The organism is Nocardia pseudobrasiliensis NBRC 108224 (assembly GCF_001613105.1).
Lineage (GTDB): Bacteria > Actinomycetota > Actinomycetes > Mycobacteriales > Mycobacteriaceae > Nocardia > Nocardia pseudobrasiliensis.
In genome coordinates this window covers 82,477-102,755 of the sequence record NZ_BDBS01000024.1, presented here as the reverse complement: position 1 = coordinate 102,755, position 20,279 = coordinate 82,477, and the positions used below count along the sequence as shown (strand labels likewise).

The following is a 20,279-nucleotide window of genomic DNA, read 5'->3' as shown; positions in this document are numbered from 1 at the left end:
ATCTTTCCGTCCGGCAGCAGGTCACCCGATATCGAACAGATTCGGCTGACCGGCCCGGTAGCGGGCGGCATCGGCCTGGCGCAACGGATCCAGAGCGGCGATCGTCTCCCGGGTGAACAGCCGGGCGCGCGGGGCCGGTGAACCCGAGGAGTCCAGAATCGCGTTCACCGCGTGCCGCGCGGCCTCGTTCGCGCCCTCCATGGTGGCCAGGTCGAAATCGGTGCGCACATAGTCCGCGGCCAGGAACAGATTCGGGATCGCGGTGGTCGCGGTCGGCCGCTTCTGCCAGGAACCGATGGTGTTGACCAGCAGCGGTTCGTCGTTGTGATTCGCGTCGCCGGACCAGGTGATGCCGGGATCGAGCATCCAATCGGCCACGATGCCGTCGGGCAGTTGTACCGCGCCGTCGTCGTTGAGCGCGGCGGTCAGCTGGGCCCAGGTCTCGCGGTAGATCTCCTCGCGGGTACACAGTTTCGCGGGTTTGCCGAACAGGGCGCCCGGAGTGTCCCAGTCGGCGATATCGATGGTCAGGCCGTCCACGATCGTGCCGTCGCCGTACTTGGCCGCGTAATCGCCGGGCCAGAACGCCTTCTGCGTATAGGAGGTCAGCCGCCAGGGCGAATCGAGGTAGATGTTGTAACCGTGGCCGAGGTTCAGCGGCTGGGTGACGAACATCTGCAGGCCGTTCATCCAGTCCACGAACAGCCCGTCCATCGCGGCCAGCGCGGGATCCAGCTGCCGCATCTCCGCCGACCAGAGCGCGCGGGCGCGATCGGTCGGCACCGCGCACACGTACCAGTCGGCCTCGACGCGCGCGACCGCGCCGCTGGGCTGCCGGATGCGCACGCCCGCGACGCTGCCGCCGTCGAGGTCGAAACCCTGGACCTCGTGGCCGGTGTGGAATTCCACACCCAGGCCACGCAGCAGTGCGATCCACGGATCGAGCCACACCTCGTTGGTGGGTCCGTTGAGCACCTCATACACCTTGGGCCCGCCGGTGGCCTCGGCGAGCAGTGCGATCAGGAAGGCCTCGGCCATATTGCCGATCGAGCGGACGCTGGCGACGGTCTCCTTCGCGGCGACCAGCGCCCGGGTCAGACCGGTCGCGGCGAGGCTGCGGTACTCCGCGGAACGCGTTGCGGCGCCGACGAAATCCCACCACGCGACGTTTTCCCACTGACCGAAGCGACGCTCCTCGCAGGAGGTCAGATAGGCGACCAGGCGGCTCGCCAGATATATCGCCTCGGGCACCGGTATCGCGCGGCCCCTGGTGAACATCTCCACCAGCACGCGCTGCCAGCCCTGCGGGGTGAGCAGTTCCCTGGGGTCGAAGTAGAAGCCGAACATGAGCGGGAAGCCGTCGGGCAGATTGTCCGTGCGGGGATAGCGCGGATCGCCGACCGAGAACGGCACCAGATTGTCGTAGACGCCGTTGGCGTTGCCCGGCACCGGAATTCGATGCATGGTGTCGTGCACGTGGTGATAGAACGAGGTGAAGCCGCGGGCGCCGTGCTCGCCCGGGAGCGCCGCGCGGCCACCGGCGGCGCTGCCCGGCACTCCGATGGTTCGGGATTTGCCGCCGAGTTCCTTGCGATCGAAAACCGTGACCTCGAAACCTCGTTCGGCCAGTTCGTGCGCGGCGGTGAGCCCGCCGATGCCCGCACCCAGCACCGCGACCCGATTGCGCGCCGGGCCGTTGCGCCGACGGCCGCCCGCAAGCGGTGTGGCCTGCGCGGTCGTGCCGCCGGTCAATCCGATCGCACCCGCGGCGGCCGCGCCGCGTAGCAGTGTTCGCCGCGACAGCGGCTGTCCCCCAAGCTCTTTCGTCACCCCGACCCGCCTTGCTTCAAATCTGACGATTACGATAGTCATATTTACCAGAGGTATGCGGTCGCTCGCTGGATAATGGCGAGGAGAATCCACAGGGAAGGAGTTCCGGGTGCCCGAACCCGCCGAGGACTCGCCCCGGCGTCGACCCAGGCGGCGCTACGGCGGTATCGATGCCGAGTTGCGGGTGGCGGCGCGGCGCGAGCAGTTGCTGCGGGCGGGCTATGAGCTGTTCGGCGCCCGGGGCGTGCTCAATACCGGCGTCAAGGATGTCTGCCGGGAGGCCGGACTCACCGATCGCTACTTCTACGAATCATTCGCGGGCACAAGGGAACTGTTCGTCACCGTCTTCGACGCGGTAGTGGGTGAGTTGTTCGACGCGGTGGCCGCGGCCGTCGCCGCCGAACCCGCCGCGGGCGATCGGAAGCTGCGCGCGGGCATCGGCACCTTCCTCGAGGCGCTGGCCGCCGATCGACGCAAACTGCGCATCGTCTTCGCCGAACCCGCACCCGCCCAGGCCGAGGGCCGTATGCGGGAATCGTTGCGCCGCTTCGCCGAACTGGTCGCCGAGACCGCCCGACGCGCCCGGCCCGATGCCGCGCCCGACGCCTCGATCGAGATCTACTCCCATGCCGTGGTCGGCATGCTGCAGCAGGTCATCACCGAAAAACAGGACGGCCACCTCGACCTTCCCATGTCCGGCCTCGTCGATCACTGCACGGCCCTGGCCGCCGCGGGCCTGCGCGCCCTCTACTCCGGCGAACTCACCGAAAGACACGACCACTGAACACTCGAACTGATGTTCGAATTCGGGTACTGTCGGTGCATGCCTCCCGACCGCCACATCCAGTTCGCGCAACTGTGGCTGGAGCAGGTCCGCGACCGCCTCGCCTCGGCCGCGGCCACCAGCGACCCACTCGGCCCCGAACAGCTCAACATCCTCTCCGGCAAGGTAGCCGAGGGCCTGCGCATCTTCACCGAACTAACCGAACACCACCGCTCCGAGCACCACCGCTCCGAGGTCGCCTGAACCAACGGCCACGCCCGAGCCCGATCGCCTACTCCCGCAGCCCATTTCCCGCGTACGAGCGATCGCCGCTCCCGTGGCCCCGCGAAAGTGCCCCTCACCTGACCACCCGGTGAGGGGCACTTGCCCATCGGCTGCCGGGCGACAGCTGACGTGGCTGTCACACAACCGGATTCGCTGCGCGCGTCCCGGACGAGCGCGATATAAGCCGGGGCATCAGGCCGCTGTCAGGTTCGTGTCAGCCGGTACGGCGACTGTATTCACAGGCCATCCGCCGAACCCCGGATCGAACCCAAGGAGTACCACCATGTTCGACGCTCGCTCGACCAACGCAGCCTGGACCGGCATGGTGCCGGTCGACGATACGGCCCTGGCCGTTACCGACACCGGAGGTTCCGGCCTGCCCGTGATCTACCTCAACGGCCAGTTCGCCACCCAGGGCTACTGGCGCAGGGTCCGCGCCGAACTCGGCTCCGAGTTCCGGCACATCACCTACGACGAGCGGGCGCGCGGCAAGTCGAGGCGTTCGACGGACTACTCCTTCGAGGCCGCCGTGCGGGACGTGGATGCCGTACTCGCCGCCCGGGGCGTGGACCGGGCGCTGGTTGTGGGCTGGTCCTACGGTGCGGTCGTCGCCGCCCACTGGGCCGAGCGGAATCCCGATCGCACTGTGGGCGCGGTCCTGGTCGACGGCGGTTTCCCGTTCGACTGGCTGGACGCGGCCATGGAACAGCGCATCCGCAAGCTGTTCAAACGGCTCAACTGGTTCATGCCACTGCTGCGCCCGACCGGTCTGACCCCGCGCATGAGCGCCACGCAGCAGGCCGAGAGCAATATCGAACTGGGCAAACTCTCCCGCGAGCGCGAACTGGGCGCGGTGCTGGACCGCATCGCCGTCCCGGTGCGCTATGTCGTCGCCTCTGGGACGTCGTTCGGAAGCCGTGGCGATGAGCAGGAGCGAATCCGCGCCGGGCTCGACGCCGTGGTGGCGCGCAATCCTCGCATTCGGATCGCCGCGAAGGTGCCCAGCAATCACGGAGCCCTGCTCCGTAAGGATTTCCGGGCCATCGCCGACACTGTGCGCGAGGTGGCCGGACAGCAATGCCGAGACTAACAACCGGTCGGTTCTATATGATGGACTTCGCTGTGGTCCGCTTCACTCCACTCAGGGAAGGTGATCGGAAGCATGAGCGATAACGCTGTGAGCGATGCCCTTTCGAGCAGGATCCGCACCCGCTTCGACATGCTGGACGCCAATCACAACGGGGTGCTGGAGGAATCGGATTTCCATATGCTGGCCGAGCGAATCATCACCGGCTTGGGCGAGCCGCCAACCTCGGCCAAGGCGCGGGCCGTGCGGGAGTCGCATCAGGGCTATTGGCAGGGCCTGTCGGCCCATGCCGATAACAACGGCGACGGAGTGGTGGATATCGACGAATACCTCGCCGCAGTCACCGATCCCGCGGCGAACATGGCCTATCTGCGACCGTATGCCGAGGCGATGGCCGCGATCTGCGATCGCAACGACGACGGTTTGATCGACCGCGCCGAATACGCCGCCTACATGCGATTGATCGGTTTCGACGCCGATAACGCCGCCGCGATGTTCGCCAAGCTCGACACCTCGGGAACCGGTGCGATCACCGCGACGGAATGGGCCGAGGTGATCTGCCGGTACTACACCAGCCCCGCCGAGGACCCGATCGCCGATCTGCTCGTCGGGGCATGAGCAGCCCGTCCCCGGCCGCCGCGGCAACGAGACCGAGAAATCCGTTCGATGTACGCGGTTTCGACGCAATCGTGTTCGCGGTGGGCAACGCGTTCCAGTCCGCGCATTTCTTCGCCACCGCCTTCGGGATGAATCCGGTCGCCTATCGGGGCCCGGAGACGGGCAGTCCGGACGAGTGCTCGTATGTATTACGTTCGGGCGCGGCACGTTTCGTGGTCACCGGCGCCGCCCGGCCCGGGACGGAATTGGGTGAGTACGTTCATCACCACGGCGACGGCGTGATCGACGTCGGTCTGGAGGTGACCGATGTCGGTGCCGCCTACGAGCATGCGCTGGCTCGAGGCGCACGCGGTCTGGTCGAACCGCATCGGACGAGCGACCGGGACGGTTCGGTGCTGCTCGCGTCGATCGCGGCCTACGGGCAGGTCCGGCATACATTCGTCGACCGGTCCCGCTACCGCGGCGTCCATCTGCCCGGCTACTCGGCGAGGAGATTCGCCATGTCGGGCGCCCCCGCCCCCTACTTCCACGCCGTCGATCACTGTGTCGCGGCCGTGGAAGCGGGCCGGATGGATGAATGGGTGGATTTCTACCAGCGCATTTTCGGCTTCGCCACGATGGCGGAATTCGTGGACGGAGAAATCTCCACCAAATATTCGGCCCTACGCTCCCGGGTGGTCGCCGACCCGCGACAACGGGTGAAATTCCCGGTGGTCGAACCGGCCGAATCCGTCCGCGACAGTCAGGTCGACGAATTCCTCCGGTTCCACGGCAGCCCTGGTGTCCAGCACGTCGCCCTCGCCACCGACGACATCCTGACCGCAATCGACGCCATGCGCACCCGCGGCGTCGAATTCCTTCCGACCCCGCACACCTACTACGAGGACCCGCGCCTTTCCGACCGTCTGGGCCCCATCACCACGCCCATCCCCGAACTGGCCCGGCGAGGCGCTCTGGTAGACCGAGACGAACACGGCCACCTCCTCCAAATCCTCACCCGCCCTCCCCAAGACCGGCCCACCGGATTCTTCGAACTGATCGAGCGCCATGGGTCGCAGGGGTTCGGAGTAGGAAACTTTGCGGCGTTGTTCCAGGCGATCGAGCGAGAGCAGGACCTACGAGGGAATTTGTGATGCAAGGAGAATCAGGGGGCGAAGCGCCACGAAAACCGCAGGCCACGTGGGGTTTCAGCGCGGCTCTCGAGCCGAGCTGTCCGGGCTGGCCCAACCCTCTCCTCGACGCTCCGGGTGCGCTGCCCAGTACCGGGCGACCACGCCGTCGATCTCGGCTCGGCGACGAGGCTGACCCGTCTGCTCGCGTAGTGCGGCAGCCACACGCGACAGAGTTTCCAGATCCGCTCTGCTGGCCTCCCGCAAGATAGCTTCGGCCTCTGCGAGTTGCCGGGCATCGAGCTTGCCGCGCCGGGGAAGCCGCCGCGCCTCGCTCATGATGCGGCCACCGATCGCCTTGCCCGATGCAAGCGCCCGGCAGCCTCCAGGGTGTTCAGCGCCGCACGCTTCTGTCTGCACCGCACCGAGTCGTTGTGCAGGTGAATCTGCAACAACCGGTGCGCCTGCTCTGCCATGAGCGGACCCGGATCGAAAGCGCAGTGGTCGTAATAGGGATAGTCGTTCGGATCGTCCGAGCCCATTCTCGAAGCGGATGGGCACTCGAACGGTCGAAACATTCATGGTCCGGCCCCACCGTGGCCGGCGCCTCGAAACCTGATGGGATAGCGAACTCTTCGTGCGGATTCAGGCTGAGAGTACAGACACTTGCTGGAGCGAAATACACACAGCGGCTTGCTGTTTCAGCCGTTCACACGGCATGGAATCGAGATACGAGGCTTGCTGGGAACAGGTCGGACAGCCGAAGCGGGTCGACTCGCGGGCATCCCCGCCGGGACCCCTTCCGCTCCACAGTGGCGAATGATCGAACGCGTCACAGCCGGCGAAGTGCTTGCGGCGATCAACGAGACCGACGCCGCAACAGACGCATTCATCGACGCCATGCGGTCGGCCGAGCACCATCGGTTGCCACACCGGATTCAGCGAGTGCCGCACGACAAGGCCGGTCTGCGGGGAACCGACCAGCGAGGCACGGGCGACTCTACGACGCATCCGATCGTCGCTGGTGGCCCACTCGTAGCCAGAAACCGCACCCTGCCCCTGGCTCTTCGGCGGCAGTCGGGAAACTTCGCTCCTCAGGGGTGGTGCTTCGAATGTGTTGCGGCATCCGGACGATGCCGAGAAGTTCTTGCCAGGTGAAGGTCCAGGAGATCACTCCGCACGATCTTCGGCACAGCTGTGCGGGCTTGGCCGTCTCAGCGGGCGTGAATGTGCTGGCGCTGGCGCGAATGCTCGGCCACAAGGATCCGGCGATCACGCTGCGGGTGTACGCGGACCTGGCCGCCGAGCCGATGCACGCCGCCTACGCGGCCTGATGTTGGGAATTCGTTGGGAAACCCGGTCTTGCCAGGCTTGCTAGAGCAATGAGAAAAGCCCCTGACCTGCAACAGCAGGCCAAGGGCTCTTGGCGGTGGCGGAGGGATTTGAACCCTCGGTGGGGGGTTACCCCACACACGCTTTCGAGGCGTGCTCCTTAGGCCGCTCGGACACGCCACCGGTGGTGACTTTACCGGACGGACCCTGGGATCTGAAAATCGGCTGGGTGGCGGGGTGGGGAGGGGTCAGGGGCGGTGGGTGCGGAAGAAGGCGTCGAGGGTTGCGGCGCAGTCGGATTCGAGGATTCCGCCGCGGACCTGGGGGCGGTGGTTGAGACGTCGGTCACGGACCACGTCCCAGAGGGAGCCGACGGCGCCGGTCTTGGGTTCCCAGGCGCCGAAGACCAGGCGGTCGATGCGGGCCAGGGTCAGAGCGCCCGCGCACATGGTGCACGGTTCCAGGGTGACCGCCAGCGTCGCGCCCTCGAGACGCCAGCCGTCGCCGTGTACCCGGGCCGCGCGGCGCAGGGCCAGGACCTCCGCGTGGGCGGTGGGGTCGCCGGTGGCCTCGCGGGCGTTGGCGGCGCGCGCCAACTCCCGGCCGGAGGCGTCGAACACCACCGCGCCCACGGGGACGTCGCGGGGGTCGGCGGCCGCGGCCGCCGACAGCGCCGCGCGGATCAGATCCTCGTCGGAGAGCACCGGATCAGCGCGGGAGTTTGTCCAGGACCGCGGCGAGCTCATCGGCGAAACCGAGCCGCTGGGCGATCATGCCGAGCTGCTCGTCGGGGTAGAGATCGGTTTCGGCGAGGATCACACTGAGTACCGGTTCGGGCAGGCCGAGATCGGCCAGTACGCCCAGATCGCCTTCCTCCCAGGGCTCGATATCGTCGAGTTCGTCGGGGTCGATATCCGGAATCTCGACGTTGAGCGCATCGAGAACCTCCGCGGCGATGTCGTAGTCGATGGCCGCCGTCGCATCCGAGAGCAGCAGTCGGCTTCCGGTCGGAGCCGGTCGCAACACGATGAAGAATTCATCGTCCACATCGAGCAGTCCGAATACCGCGCCCGTGCTGCGCAGCTCGCGCAGTTCGTTCTCGGCCACGGTCAGACTGGTCAGAGCCGCTGGGCTGAGCGGGCTGCATCGCCATTTACTTTCTTCGTGGACAACCGCCACGGCGAAGCCTTCTACGTCGTCGTATTCGTCCGACGTCGCCCTGTTGGTGCTCGAGCGCTGTGCCATGGCCGCAACGGTAGTCCGCCTGAGCGGAAATGTTGAAGTCGTATGCGAATCTGGTCCGATGAAGACATCGGCGGTCTGCGTGCTGGGTGCGGGTTTGATCGGCGGATCGGTGCTGCGCGCCGCCACCGACGCCGGGTACGAGGCCTGGGGATACAACCGTTCCGAGGCGGGCGTGCGGGCCGCGCGGGCCGACGGTTTCGACGTCGACGGCGATATCGCGGCCGTGCTGCGGCGGGCCGCCGCGGCGGACGCGCTCATCGTGATCGGCGTGCCGATGCCCGCGCTGGATTCGATTCTGTCCGATATCAAGGAGTTCGCGCCCGGCTGCCCGCTGACCGATGTGATCAGTGTGAAGGCGCCGGTCGCGGCCGCGGTGCACCGCCACGAACTCGGCGCGCACTACGTGGGCGGCCACCCGATGGCCGGGACCTCCGAATCCGGCTGGGCCGCATCGACTTCGGATCTGTTCCGGGACGCGGCCTGGGCAGTCGGGGTGGATCCGGGCACCCAGGTGGAACCGTGGTCGCGGGTCGCGCGACTGGCCCTGGACTGCGGTGCGGTGGTGGTGCCGGTGATCGCGGCCGAACACGATCGCGCCGTCGCGCGGATCTCACATCTGCCGCATGTACTGGCCGAGGCCCTCGCGGTCACGGGTGCGGGCGGCGGCGATCTGGCGCTGGGTCTGGCCGCGGGCTCCTTCCGCGACGGCACCCGGGTCGCGGCCACCGCGCCCGATCTGGTCCGGGCCATCTGCGAACCGAATTCCGCGGCCCTGCTCGAGGCCCTCGACGACGCCCTGCGCCTGCTCACCGATGCCCGCGACCGCCTGGCCGCCGACCACACCCTCGGCCCGCTCATCGACGCGGGATACAGCGAACGCGACCGCTACGACACGCTCCGGCGCTGGGACATCACCGATATCCGGCCCGGCGACCACAATTGGCTGGAGCGGCTGCGCGAGGCCGGACAGCGCGGCGGGGTCATCCGCGTCCTCTGAGTAATACGGGTCGGCCTCAGATGCGCTCGGCCAGGCCCGGATAGTCCAGCAGGAAACCGTCGGAGTCGACCTTGACGGTCGCGCTCGACACCGGCGACAGCACGTGAATGCCGTCGGGCCCGCTGGAGTAGGTGAGACTGGCCTCCTGTACCAGCAGATCGGGCAGTCGCACGTAGACGACGGGCACGTGGACGTCCTCGGTGGCATGGGCCAGACCGTAGCGGCGGATCGGCAGGGTGTTGAAGAACGGGCTCAGCACCACATCGACATCCAGCGCGCCGCCGAAGGTCGAGCGCACATGGGTGCCGCCGGCGTCGATCAGCCAGTAGTTCTCCTGATCGCGGGCGATCGAGGCGTGCCGCTCCCCCGCCGCGACCGTACTGCGCAGCGACAGCCGCTTGGTCATACCGTTCTCGTCGGTGATCAGGTCGTAGGACGCGCTGAAGGCCGGGTGATCCTCGCAGCCACCGGCGATGATGCGGCCCGAGGCGCGAATCCGATTGCCGGACAGCGTCACTCGCACCGACTCCATACGCGAGGCGTTATGCGCCCGCCAGGTGAGAATCGCCGGCCAGCGCGACGTTTCCGCGGGCGCGTCCCCGCCTGGACCGCTCTCCGGGGCGGCCGCCGAATTGCCCTGGGCTGGATTGCTCACCCCTCTACCGTAGGTGACGCCCGCCGCCGCGGAGAGCACTGCCTTGCTCACATCCGGTTCCACTACACCAGCGATTCCCGCCACGCGGTGTGCAGTGTCGCGAAACGGCCCGTGGCGGCGATCAATTCGGCCGGACTGCCGTCCTCGACGATGCGACCGCCCTCGAGGACCAGCACGCGGTCGGCGATGGCGACCGTGGACAGCCGGTGCGCGATGATGACCGCGGTGCGCTCGTGCAATACGGTCTCCAGCGCTCGCTGCACCTGCCGCTCACCGGGGATGTCGAGGCTCGAGGTGGCCTCGTCCAGCACGATCACCGCCGGATCGGCCAGGAATACGCGCGCGAACGCGACCAGCTGACGCTGCCCGGCCGACAACCGGCCGCCGCGCTTGCGCACATCGGTCTCGAACCCCTCCGGCAGCGACATGACGAACTCGTACAGACCCACCGCGCGAGCCGCCGCGTGCACCTCGGCATCGGTGGCCTCGGGCTTGCCCAGCCGAATGTTGTCGGCGACCGAACCGGAGAACAGATACGCCTCCTGGGTCACCATCGCGATATTGCGGCGCAGATCGGTATCGGAGATCTCCCGCAGATCGACACCGTCGAGGCGGACCGCCCCGCCGCTGGGGTCGTAGAACCGCGCGATCAGCTTGGCCAGCGTCGATTTACCGGCGCCGGTGGCCCCGACCAGCGCCACTACCTGTCCGGCCGGAATGGTCAGCGAGAACAGCGGCAGCACAGACTTTTTCGCCGATGCGCCGTCGATCTCCCCATCGCCCTGCGTCTTTCGCGGCGGATACTCGAAACGCACATCCGCCATTCGCAATTCGCCGCGGGCCCGCTCGACCCGCGTCGGCGCGCCGGGCTCGGCGACGGTCGGGTGCTCCTCGAGCACACCGGAGATCCGCTCCAGCGCCGCGGCCGCGGACTGATAGGAGTTGAACACCTGCGCGAGCTCGTCCAGCGGTCCGTAGAACTGCCGCAGATACAGCAGGAACGCCGCCAGCACGCCGATCGCGGTGTCGCCCTGGATCACTCGCCACGCGCCGACCACCAGGATCACCACCGTGGAAGCGTTGTTGATCAACCGCACCAGGCCGATATAGCTCGCCATACCGCGCAGCGCGGCCGCATTGGCCTCGCGATATTCGGAGTCCTCATCGGCCAGAATGGTCTCGTTGCGCCGCTCCCGCCGGAACGTCTGCACCGCCCGGATGCCGCCCATCGTCTCCACAAAGTGCACGACGACCTTCGCGATCGCGCCGCGGGTGCGCCGATATCCGGCCCGCTGCCGCCGCTGCGCCCAGCGCGTGACGTAGACCAGCGGCACGAATCCGGCCAGCACCACCAGCGCCAGCGGAACATCCAGATACAGCAGGATGACGGCGATCGTGCCCACCGACAGCACCGCGCTCAACGCGTCGTTGAGCGCCCGATCGAGCAGATCCTCGAGCGATTCCAGATCGCTGGTGAGCCGCGCGACGATCTTGCCCGAGGTGTAGTTCTCGTGGAATGCGATCGACAGCCGCTGCACGTGGGTGAACACCCGCAGCCGCAGATCGAACAGCACCTGCTGGCTGAGCCGACCGGAGATCCGCAGGAACAGGAAGGTGGTCAGCCCGCCCAGCAGCGCGCAGCCGGTCGCGCCGCCGACCGCGAGAATCAGGGGCGCCCAGTCGCCCGCCGTCGCCCGGCCCACGCCGGTGTCGAGGCCGTGCGCGACGAACAGCGGCGCCGACACCATGGCGGCGTTATCGATGACGATCAGCACCAGCGACCACAGCGCGGCCACCCGATACGGCCGCACCAGCGACCACAGCAGCCGCCGCGAGCGGGCCGCGAGGGCAAGATTCACCGCCTCGGTCGCCTCGGATTCCTCGGCGGCGACGCCGCGCCACTCGGTTTCGAACGAATCCTCTTGGGCGGCGGCCGGTTCCCGAACCGCCAGCGCGCCGGTTTCAGCGCTGCCGTTCTGCGGCGAATTCGGTTGCTGCGGTCGAGTCATCGAGGTCACCTCCCATCAGTTCGCGATAGCGCGGACAGGTTTCGAGCAGTTGTTCGTGCGGGCCGTCGGCGATGATGCGGCCACCGTCGAGCACGGCCACCCGATCGGCCCAGGCGGCGGTGGAAGGACGGTGGGCCACCAGCAGTACGGTCGCGCCCGCCAGCGCGGTGTGCAGCCGGGTCTGGACCTCCTCCTCGGTGGTGACGTCCAGCGCCGAGAGCGGATCGTCGAGGACCACCAGATGCCCGCCCGCGTGTCGCTGCCGGTTCAGCACCGCGCGGGCCAGCGCCAGACGCTGCCGCTGACCGCCGGACAGGCTCAGTCCCTGTTCGCCGATGCGGGTGCGCAGACCCCACGGCAGCTCGTCGACGAATTCCGTGGCGCGCGCCACCTCGAGGGCCGCGCGGACCTGCTCGATCGTGGCGTCCGGATAGCCCAGCGTGATGTTCTCCCGCACACTCGCCGAGAACAGCACCGGATCCTCGAAGGCCACCGAGACCACCGTGCGCAATTCGGCCAGCGGCACATCGCGCAGATCGATCCCGTCGACGGTGACCGCACCCGAACTCACATCGAACAGTCGCGGTACCAGGCCCAGCAGCGCGGATTTACCACTGCCGGTCGCGCCCACGACCGCGACCGTCTCCCCCGGGCGGATCCGCAGCGAAACATCGTGCAGCAGATCGCGTTCGGCGTCCGGGAAACGGAAACGCACGTTCTCGAACCGCAATTCACCGCGCAGCGGGCGCGGCAGCGGCACCGGACGCTCCGGATCGACGATGGTGACCGGGGTGTCGATGATCTCCCAGTACCGCTCGGCGGCGGTGCGGGCGTGATTCAGCTCGGCCAGCAGGAATCCCAGGCCCATGATGGGCCACTGCAGGAAGGTGGCCAGCGTGATGCCCGCGACCAGCGTGCCCAGCGTCATCGCCTGCTGCACCAACAGATAGCCGCCGATGGCCAGCGCCGCGGCAATACCCAAGCCGGACAGCATGTTCAGGGCCGTCCACAACCGGGCGGCCAGGCGCACCTTGTCCATCTCCAGGCCCTGCAGCACCCGCGACTGGGCGCGGAACCGCTCACCGAACCACGGCCCGCGCCCGAACGCCTTCAGCACCCGGATGCCCTGGGCCGACTCCTCGACCGTGGTCGCGAGATCGCCGGACTGATCCTGGGCGCGCCGCGAGGCGCGGCCGTACTCCTGCTCGAACCGCAGCGACAGCAGCACCAACGGAACCGCGATCGCCGACTGCACCAGACCGATCTGCCAGCTGAAGACGAACAGCAGGCCCAGACCCACGATCAGACCGCCGATCAGCGACACCAGCGACGGTGCGACGAACGCGAAATACCGTCGCAGCGTGGACATATCGGTAATGGCGCGCGAGGTCAGCTGACCCGACTCCATCCCGTCGTGTGCACCCACCGACAGCGTCTGCAACCGGTGGAACAGCTTGCCGCGCAGATCCACCTCGAGCCGGGCGGCCGGGCGGGCGATGATCCAGCGCCGGGACCAGGCCGTGATCGTGCTGATCACACCGAGCAGGGTCACCAGCGCGATCGGCCCCCACACACCGGCGAAATCGCGATGCGCGACCGGGCCGTCGACGATGCGCCCGGTCAGCACCGGCAGCAAAATATCGCAGAGCATGCCGGTCCAGGACAGGGCGGCGCTGCCGAACAGCGCGTAGCGGTACCAACGGATATCGGGCCACAGCCGGCTCAGCGGACCGGTCCGAGACACCCGGGGCGGTTCCGGCCGCCGGGTACTGTCGGCCTCCGCATCGGACGAGGCTCCCGCCAGGGCGACGGACAACAGTTCTCCCCCTTCGTCGTTAGCAGGATTCGATCCCCTACCCATCGAACGTGGTCGTGCGGCGCGCACCTGGGGTATGGACCTCCAGGCTGCCAGCAACCGCGGCTCCCGCCAACCGATTTTTCGTCACCCGATGTCGAAGTGGTCCGTGCCGCTCGAGCGGGCGCGGGTTGTTTGGATTACGGCCTCGTCGCACCCGATCGGGTCAATGGTCGATGTCCATGAACGGTGGACCAGCCCTCATTCACAACCAGGCGGGCAGGGTGGGCAGCTCGCCGGTGAGGTCGGCGCCGTCCGAACGACCGATGAGCCAGGCCAGTACGTCGTAGGACGGTCCGGTGATCGTCGCCGTGGGCGCGGGGCCGATCGTCGCGGAATAGCCGGTGTCGGTGGTCTCGAGGACGAAACTCGGCGGAGCCGGATGCGCCGGATCGGTGGTCATCGGCTTGGCATCGGCGGGGCGGTTGGAGGCGGCCGCGTGGTCCAGGCCGGCGACCCGCTCGGCGAGCATGCGGGCGACGAACTCGGCGGGCCAGTCCTGGGGTGTGTAGCCGATATTCAGATCCACGTGGTGGATCTCCAACTCGCGCAGGCGAAGCCACGGTATCGCCGAGGCCGGGAGCTGTTTGCCGGTGCGGGCGCGAACCTCGTAGGCCCAACGATCGGCGGGCATGGTGCGCGCCAGGGCGAGCCAGCGGTCGGAGGCCGCGCGCAGATCGGTGAGCTGTTCGGCGATCGGGCGCGGCGCGCCGTTCTCGATATCGGAATCGCGCAGGAATTGGCTTGCGTACTGCGGGGTTTCGATGCCGGTGCGCGCCCACAGCAGCAGATTCAGCAGGCCGTCGGCATTGCGCGCCAGATGGGCCAGCAGGTGGCCGCGGGTCCAGTCGGGCAGCAGCGACGGGGCGGGGACATCGTCATCGGTGAGTTTGTCCACAGCGTTCAACAGGCGCTGTGTGGCCCGGTCGACGGTGTCGAGCATGGGTTCCGGCGTGTCGCTGGTCACGGAAGTCGAGATTACTCACCGAGACCGCCGCGCGTCCCACCGGATTCTCAGGTTTTTCCGATCATCGACACGGACCCCTGCCAGCCGGGACCGTCAGTCTGGATCCATGAGCATGATCATCGAAGTTGTCGTCCTGGGCCTGATGCTGGCGGTGTTCGCCGCGATGGCCGTCTCCGGCGCGCTCGCGTCCTCGGCGCCGCGATCGCTGGTGGCCGTGCGGGTTCGTCGTCGTTGAGCGCACGCTCGGCCACCCAGATCTGCACAGCCAGCGCGATCAGCCACAGCGACATCGATCCGACCTGGATCCGCTGGGCGATGCCGAGCGCGTAGTTGCCGGGCAGATTGTCCGCGATCAGCATCCAGGTCGTCACGGCCGAACCCAATACGAGAATCCACAGACCCGAATGCCGCAGGATCGGCCAGCGCCGATAGCGGAACGCGGCCAGGCTGAAGGCAATCATCGCCACGAAGATCGAGGTCACCGCCAGCGTGCTGGTCAGCGCGTGCACCTGATGTAGCTGCGGGAACAGACCGCTGTCGGAACCGCAGTCGGCGCACGGCCGTAGCGGCCACTGCGCGTCCGCGATCGTGGCGGCGCCGAAACATCCCAGGGCCACCCAGGCCACGGTCGACAGCGGCCGACGCGAGAAGGCGAACAGCCCCGCCAGCGCCGCGGCCAGGGCCAAGCTGCCGGTGATGGTGTCCGCGGTGGAGAACACCCAGCCGTACGGGCGGCCCACCGCATCGAGTTCGCTCAGAAACGATGTGACCGGATTCAGCCCCAGCGGCAGCACGAACTCCAGCACCCAGGACGAATAACACAGTCCGGAAAGGGCGATGGCCGCCGCGATAGACCAGCGCAGCACCCGGGGACGGCGATGTCCGGGCGGTGTCCGTCGTTCCAGAACGGCCACCGCCGCGCGGCTATCCTCGCTCGACGTCATTGCCCTCGTCCCTGCGGTCTCGTGGGCCCCGACCTGAGACTGGTCGGACGGTCAGCGTGCGTTCCCTTTCCATCATGAACTACCGACCGGCCAATGCCGCCTGCACTCGATCGGCCGCGTCGCCCGCGTCCTCGTGCTCCCAGATCCGAACCACCAGCCACCCGGCCGCCGCCAGCCGCGCATCTGTGTCCCGATCGCGGGCCACGTTCCCGGCCAATTTCTCGGCCCACCACTGGGCGTTGTTCTTGGGATGGGTGGCGTGCCGCGGGCAGCTGTGCCAGAAACAGCCGTCGACGTACACCGCGACCCTGCGGCGCGGAAAGACCAGATCGGCGCGCCGCCGCAGTCCGGGCAGCGGGGGACGATCGACGAAAAAGCGCGCGCCGCGGCGGTGCAGCTCCTTGCGCAGGGCCGTCTCCGGGGCGGTGCCGGTGCGTCGCTGACGGGACATTCGAGCGCTGGTCGCCGCGTCGGTGGTCGGTCGTCCGGCGGTCATACACGTCCTGTCCAGCGTGTTCGGCCGTGGAAATGTTCCCATTCCACAAGTGTGCTGGCCGAAATGTGAGGTCTTCGTGAGGCTCAGGCCGCCTCGCGGGGAAAGCCTCCCATTCGATGCAGATGGTTCTCAACGTCGAGGATGAATCCCGGCGGGAACCGCAGAGTGCCGCGGGCCGCCCGGCGCAGGAATCCGGCGGTGGCCCGAGCCGACAGCAGCCGCGCGTCGTCGAGGAACCAGCGCAGATCCTCATACGGCTCATGGACCGGCCAGGTCGACACCGGCACCCGATAGGCCTGCCCGTCCCGGCCCCACGCGGCGCCCGGCCAGGGCTGACCCGACAGCGGCAGTTCGTCGGGCAGCGCGGCGTCGGCGGAGGCGGCCAACCGTCCGCCGATCCAGGTGGCCATGCGGACGCTCACGGCATTGCCGACCAGTTTCCATCGATGTCCCGACCGCACGCCCGCGGCGTCCAGTGCGGGCGTCGTCCAATCCCGCGAGAAGCCCTGCAGCCGTTCGGCATCGGTGATCCCCGGGGTGACGATCTCACCCGACGGCAGGCGAACCGCGGGCGGACTGGCGATTCCGAGACCGGAGCCGCCCTTCAGCGTCGGCACGGCATTGACCGCCCAGCCCAGTCCGCGCACACCCTCGGTCCAGTAGAAACCGCACGGATCCGCGCCCGCGTCGCCGACCGTGCGCGGCCCGGCATCGGTCCCGAACAGCACCGGTCGCGGATCCTCGGTGCGCGAGGCCAACATCAGCACGCGCTGTCGGCGCTGCGGCAGACCGAACGCCCGCGCGTCCACCACCCGATAGGCCCAGGTGTATCCGAGTTCCTCGAGCGCGGCGGTGATGTGACGCATGGCCTGCCCGCGCCCCAGCTGCAGCATGAACGGCACATTCTCGATCAGCAGCCAGCGCGGCCCGCGCCGACGTCGCACCAGCCGGAACACCTCGTCCACCAAACCCGATCGCGCGCCGGTGATTCCGGCCGTGCGCCCGGCCTGGGACAGGTCCTGACAGGGAAATCCCGCGGCCACCAGATCGGTCCCCGACGGCAGGGCCCGCAATCTCGTGACGTCGCTGTGCAATTCGACCTCGGGGAACCGCGCGGCCAGTACGGCCCCCGCGCCGGGATCGATCTCACACAGCAGTTCGGTCTCCCACCCGTGCGCGGACAGGCCCAGCTCGAGTCCACCGATCCCGGCGAACAGCCCGACCATCCGCGCGCCCGTCACACCAGTCCTTTCGCCCGAGTCCCGAACCGGATCCACATCCACCGTGCGCGACCCGCGCAAGCACGTTACTCGAGCCGGTGGGTTCAGTCAGCGATCGACACCTGATCGACCGGCGGGTGCGCCGGAGTCAGTCCTCGAACTCCTCTTCGTAACCTTCTCGGACCAAGCAGTTCCGGTAGGGCTTCTTGGTCATCTTCGGATACTTGCCGCAGACCTCGTCGGGCAACCAGGCCGGTTCCTTCGCCTTGTCGCGCTCCTGATCCTCCTGGGTGATCCTGATGAACGCTTTCGCCTTCGTTTCGAAGAATTCGGCCAACCCCTCTGCGGTCAAGCAGTTGAACTTGTTTCGGCGTTCCGGCTCGACATCGACGTAACAGTCGGGCTCGAGTTTCCCTTGATGGCGATCACGTTGTCCTCGAGGACCGTTGTATACCTTTGCGGGTCCTTGCAGAACTCCTCGCGAGTTTCCGGCGTGACACACGTTTCCCTTCCGGCGCAGACGGATCCGTACGCACGACCGAACTACTATTCGGAAGGACCCGGGGGTGTGGATGGGTGGCGAATGTGAAGCCCAACCTTCTGATCCGTAGTCAGATGGACGCCGGGCTGAGAGCCCACATCCCACGGGTGTCACTTGTTGCATAGCCAGCTCATGGCTGTGATTTTATGGGATGTGAAGCAGTTGCATGCATCCTGATGTGACCAGTTATTGTGACCAGTGGCTTGTGACCAGTAGCGGTTTGCAACCAGTTTCCGACGGTCCGTACGGGCCCGGCTCTCGTTCCGAAAACGTTGTGAGGAAACGCCCGGTGAGCAGAACCACCACGAAGACGCGCGCGCCGAAGGGCACGGTGTCGATCCGCTGGGACGCCAAGCGCGGGGTCTACGCGGCCTCGCAGCGCAATCCCAATCCCGCAGCGGGCGGCCCGGTTCGGCTGAAGGCCTACGCCAAGGACTACGACGAGGCGCTGGAGAAGTTGCGCCAGAAGGTCGAACGCGCCCGCCGGGGCCTGCCGACCGCGGTCGACAAGTCCACGGTGAACGGCTGGCTGGACTACTGGCTCGAGAACATCGCCAAACGCCGCTGCACCCCCAAGACCTTCGTCGGCTACGAGTCGGTCGTCAACGCGCACATCAGGCCCCTGCTCGGCGAGCGACGCAAACGCGAGCTGAAGGTCGACGAGATCAACGCGATGTACGACGCGATCGTCGTGCGCGTGCGCACCACATCCAAGGGCCGCTGGAACGGCATCTCGACCGCCCGGCTCGCACATCGGGTGATGCACACCGCCTTTCAGGACGCCTATGACCGCGACGAGGTCGACCGCAATGTCGTCGACCAGGCCACGCCCCCGGATCCCAGCGACGCCAAACGCCGCGCCATCGCCGCCGACAACGCGAAGCTGTTGCTGCGCACCACGTATCAGCACGGGCATCCCTACACCGTCGCGCTGGCGGTCCTGCTGTTCACCGGCGTCCGGCTGGGCGAGGTGCTCGGCCTGACGTGGGATCGGGTACAGCTGTCCGATCGCGCCGACGGCACCGGCGGCTGGCTGGATTTCGAATGGCAACTCCAATCGCATTCCAAAAAGCACGGGTGCGGCCCCCAGCACACGGACGAAACCTGGCCGTGCGGCAAGGCGCGCGGATTCGCCTGCCCCGAGGGCTATTTCGACTTCCCCCTGGATTACGAGCATCGTCATTTGGTGGACAGTTTGTTTCTGACCCGTCCGAAACAGGGCGGTATGCGTATGCTCCCCGCTACCCCGCAACTGAACGCATTCCTGATGCTCCAGGCGCAGAAAACCCTTGGCCGCCCGGACAATCCACACAATCTTGTTTTCATCGACCCCCGCTACACCGACGAAATCCGCCCCCTGCCACCACGTTACGGCTGGGTGCTGTACAAGGAATGCGCCGAACTGGCCGGACTTCCCGCAGACCTACTCGTCCACGAAACCCGCCACACCACCGCGACCCTGCTCCACGAAGCTGGAGTCGACCCGAAAACCATCCAGATGATCCTCGGCCACACCGACGTGGCCACAACCATGATCTACACCCACATAGGCCAAGCCGTCGCCCAGGACGCCCTCAACAAACTCGACGCCTTCCTCGGCATCGACACCACCACCCTGCCCGCCCTCCCCGCGGCATAACCCAAAGCCCCCGCCGACCGAGGTCGACGGGGCCCAACCAACCCAACCAAGAGAAATGGGAGATAACTCGAGGAGGGTGGGGCAATTCTACTCGACACGCACCTGGGCTGTCCGCGACCGGACACAGCGGTGATCGGTCAGCGAATACTCTTGTCGTCCACAACTATTCACAACTCAACCCCTCTGCCCTGGGTGTAACGTGACCAGCGACCGGCATGGACCATCGACGTGGGGCGTAGGTGATGACCAAGACGGGGGCCGGCAGCGGCCACCGGCCCCACCATCTCGAATGACACCGCGCGCCAATTGGCGATCCTCGACGCCCGAACCCACGAATTGGTCCGGACGGCCGCGACCTGGCATGCCCCGAAGTCGGTGGACATGGACAAGACCGTACGAATCGGACTCGAACTGGGCAACGGGCAGGAACTCAGATCCCGCATAGCGGCCCTGCTACCGAACACCTCACCCATCAACGGGGGAACCGTTGAGGTGGGACCGACGGTCAAGGCGAAACTGCTGGTCGATTCGAGCGACGCCGTCCGCGATTGCCGCAGCCGTGATTGGTGCGGGCGGATGGTGGTGGCGGCGGTTGCACCGCAGGCCCGAGCCCGCGTCGAGCACGAAACGTCAACCGGTCAAAGCGAAATCCGCTCGTAGACGTAAACGCTCACCCCGATCACATTT

General features: G+C 67.4%; 21 protein-coding genes and 1 tRNA gene. 9 read left to right on the top strand and 13 right to left on the bottom strand.

Going from position 1 to position 20,279, the window contains the following annotated elements; all coding sequences use genetic code 11:
• Positions 1-21 precede the first annotated feature (21 nt).
• Positions 22-1,830, bottom strand: coding sequence for a hydroxysqualene dehydroxylase (locus NP4_RS20470; protein ID WP_245997847.1), 1,809 nt, complete (start codon positions 1,828-1,830; stop codon positions 22-24).
• Between the two features lie 109 nt (positions 1,831-1,939).
• On the opposite strand from NP4_RS20470, the gene NP4_RS20465 reads away from it, so the two are divergent.
• The 5 genes from NP4_RS20465 (at position 1,940) to hppD (ending at position 5,716) form a co-directional block, all read left to right on the top strand.
• A complete protein-coding gene (locus NP4_RS20465) occupies positions 1,940-2,614 on the top strand; it encodes a TetR/AcrR family transcriptional regulator (RefSeq protein ID WP_068000090.1) in 675 nt (224 codons plus the stop codon).
• 39 nt (positions 2,615-2,653) lie between these two features.
• Positions 2,654-2,857, top strand: coding sequence for a DUF6374 family protein (locus tag NP4_RS20460; RefSeq protein WP_147287957.1), 204 nt, complete (start codon positions 2,654-2,656; stop codon positions 2,855-2,857).
• Between the two features lie 304 nt (positions 2,858-3,161).
• Positions 3,162-3,968: an alpha/beta hydrolase gene (locus NP4_RS20455; protein WP_068000085.1), complete on the top strand. Its 807-nt coding sequence runs from the start codon at positions 3,162-3,164 to the stop codon at positions 3,966-3,968.
• Between the two features lie 72 nt (positions 3,969-4,040).
• Entirely contained in the window at positions 4,041-4,583 is a 543-nt protein-coding gene (locus NP4_RS20450; RefSeq protein WP_082876045.1) for an EF-hand domain-containing protein, read from the top strand.
• Positions 4,580-5,716: a 4-hydroxyphenylpyruvate dioxygenase gene (hppD, locus tag NP4_RS20445; RefSeq protein ID WP_068000082.1), complete on the top strand. Its 1,137-nt coding sequence runs from the start codon at positions 4,580-4,582 to the stop codon at positions 5,714-5,716. The genes NP4_RS20450 and hppD overlap by 4 nt, the downstream gene beginning before the upstream one ends.
• Before the next feature lie 311 nt (positions 5,717-6,027).
• On the opposite strand, the gene NP4_RS41055 is transcribed toward hppD, so the two are convergent.
• The gene (locus tag NP4_RS41055) at positions 6,028-6,234 is read right to left on the bottom strand and encodes a hypothetical protein (RefSeq protein WP_068000081.1); all 207 of its coding nucleotides are present in this window, start codon (positions 6,232-6,234) and stop codon (positions 6,028-6,030) included.
• 591 nt (positions 6,235-6,825) lie between these two features.
• Here NP4_RS41055 and NP4_RS41050 point away from each other — a divergent pair.
• Positions 6,826-7,026 (top strand): tyrosine-type recombinase/integrase, encoded by a 201-nt coding sequence (locus tag NP4_RS41050; protein WP_068000079.1) that lies wholly within the window; start codon positions 6,826-6,828, stop codon positions 7,024-7,026.
• Positions 7,027-7,116: 90 nt separating this feature from the next.
• Here the strand turns inward: NP4_RS41050 and NP4_RS20430 are convergent.
• The 3 genes from NP4_RS20430 to NP4_RS20420 form a co-directional block, all read right to left on the bottom strand.
• Positions 7,117-7,207 (bottom strand) — tRNA-Ser (locus NP4_RS20430).
• Positions 7,208-7,272: 65 nt separating this feature from the next.
• On the bottom strand, positions 7,273-7,728 hold the full coding sequence (locus NP4_RS20425; protein ID WP_373863851.1) for a nucleoside deaminase: 456 nt from the start codon (positions 7,726-7,728) through the stop codon (positions 7,273-7,275).
• 4 nt (positions 7,729-7,732) lie between these two features.
• The gene (locus NP4_RS20420; RefSeq protein ID WP_068000075.1) at positions 7,733-8,269 is read right to left on the bottom strand and encodes a tRNA adenosine deaminase-associated protein; all 537 of its coding nucleotides are present in this window, start codon (positions 8,267-8,269) and stop codon (positions 7,733-7,735) included.
• Positions 8,270-8,327: 58 nt separating this feature from the next.
• Between NP4_RS20420 and NP4_RS20415 the strand changes: the two genes are divergently transcribed.
• Positions 8,328-9,266: a prephenate dehydrogenase gene (locus NP4_RS20415; RefSeq protein ID WP_068000073.1), complete on the top strand. Its 939-nt coding sequence runs from the start codon at positions 8,328-8,330 to the stop codon at positions 9,264-9,266.
• Between the two features lie 16 nt (positions 9,267-9,282).
• On the opposite strand, the gene NP4_RS20410 is transcribed toward NP4_RS20415, so the two are convergent.
• The 8 genes from NP4_RS20410 to NP4_RS20375 form a co-directional block, all read right to left on the bottom strand.
• Positions 9,283-9,831 (bottom strand): putative glycolipid-binding domain-containing protein, encoded by a 549-nt coding sequence (locus NP4_RS20410; protein WP_255285529.1) that lies wholly within the window; start codon positions 9,829-9,831, stop codon positions 9,283-9,285.
• Positions 9,832-9,983: 152 nt separating this feature from the next.
• Positions 9,984-11,930: an ABC transporter ATP-binding protein gene (locus NP4_RS20405; protein ID WP_082876043.1), complete on the bottom strand. Its 1,947-nt coding sequence runs from the start codon at positions 11,928-11,930 to the stop codon at positions 9,984-9,986.
• Positions 11,884-13,746, bottom strand: a complete 1,863-nt coding sequence (locus NP4_RS20400) for an ABC transporter ATP-binding protein (protein WP_245997846.1) — start codon at positions 13,744-13,746, stop codon at positions 11,884-11,886. The genes NP4_RS20405 and NP4_RS20400 overlap by 47 nt, the downstream gene beginning before the upstream one ends.
• Before the next feature lie 244 nt (positions 13,747-13,990).
• Entirely contained in the window at positions 13,991-14,752 is a 762-nt protein-coding gene (locus tag NP4_RS20395; protein ID WP_068000071.1) for a maleylpyruvate isomerase family mycothiol-dependent enzyme, read from the bottom strand.
• A 116-nt stretch (positions 14,753-14,868) separates the two neighbouring features.
• The gene (locus tag NP4_RS20390) at positions 14,869-15,696 is read right to left on the bottom strand and encodes a DUF998 domain-containing protein (protein WP_082876041.1); all 828 of its coding nucleotides are present in this window, start codon (positions 15,694-15,696) and stop codon (positions 14,869-14,871) included.
• A 79-nt stretch (positions 15,697-15,775) separates the two neighbouring features.
• Positions 15,776-16,192 (bottom strand): very short patch repair endonuclease, encoded by a 417-nt coding sequence (locus NP4_RS20385; RefSeq protein WP_068000068.1) that lies wholly within the window; start codon positions 16,190-16,192, stop codon positions 15,776-15,778.
• A gap of 83 nt (positions 16,193-16,275) precedes the next feature.
• Positions 16,276-17,418, bottom strand: coding sequence for a DNA cytosine methyltransferase (locus NP4_RS20380; RefSeq protein ID WP_082876056.1), 1,143 nt, complete (start codon positions 17,416-17,418; stop codon positions 16,276-16,278).
• Positions 17,419-17,560: 142 nt separating this feature from the next.
• Positions 17,561-17,764, bottom strand: a complete 204-nt coding sequence (locus NP4_RS20375) for a hypothetical protein (protein ID WP_114755636.1) — start codon at positions 17,762-17,764, stop codon at positions 17,561-17,563.
• Positions 17,765-18,242: 478 nt separating this feature from the next.
• Between NP4_RS20375 and NP4_RS20370 the strand changes: the two genes are divergently transcribed.
• Together NP4_RS20370 and NP4_RS20365 are read left to right on the top strand one after the other, a co-directional pair.
• Entirely contained in the window at positions 18,243-19,592 is a 1,350-nt protein-coding gene (locus NP4_RS20370; protein ID WP_068000064.1) for a tyrosine-type recombinase/integrase, read from the top strand.
• Positions 19,593-19,898: 306 nt separating this feature from the next.
• Entirely contained in the window at positions 19,899-20,252 is a 354-nt protein-coding gene (locus NP4_RS20365) for a hypothetical protein (RefSeq protein WP_068000062.1), read from the top strand.
• The last annotated feature ends 27 nt before the right edge of the window (positions 20,253-20,279 follow it).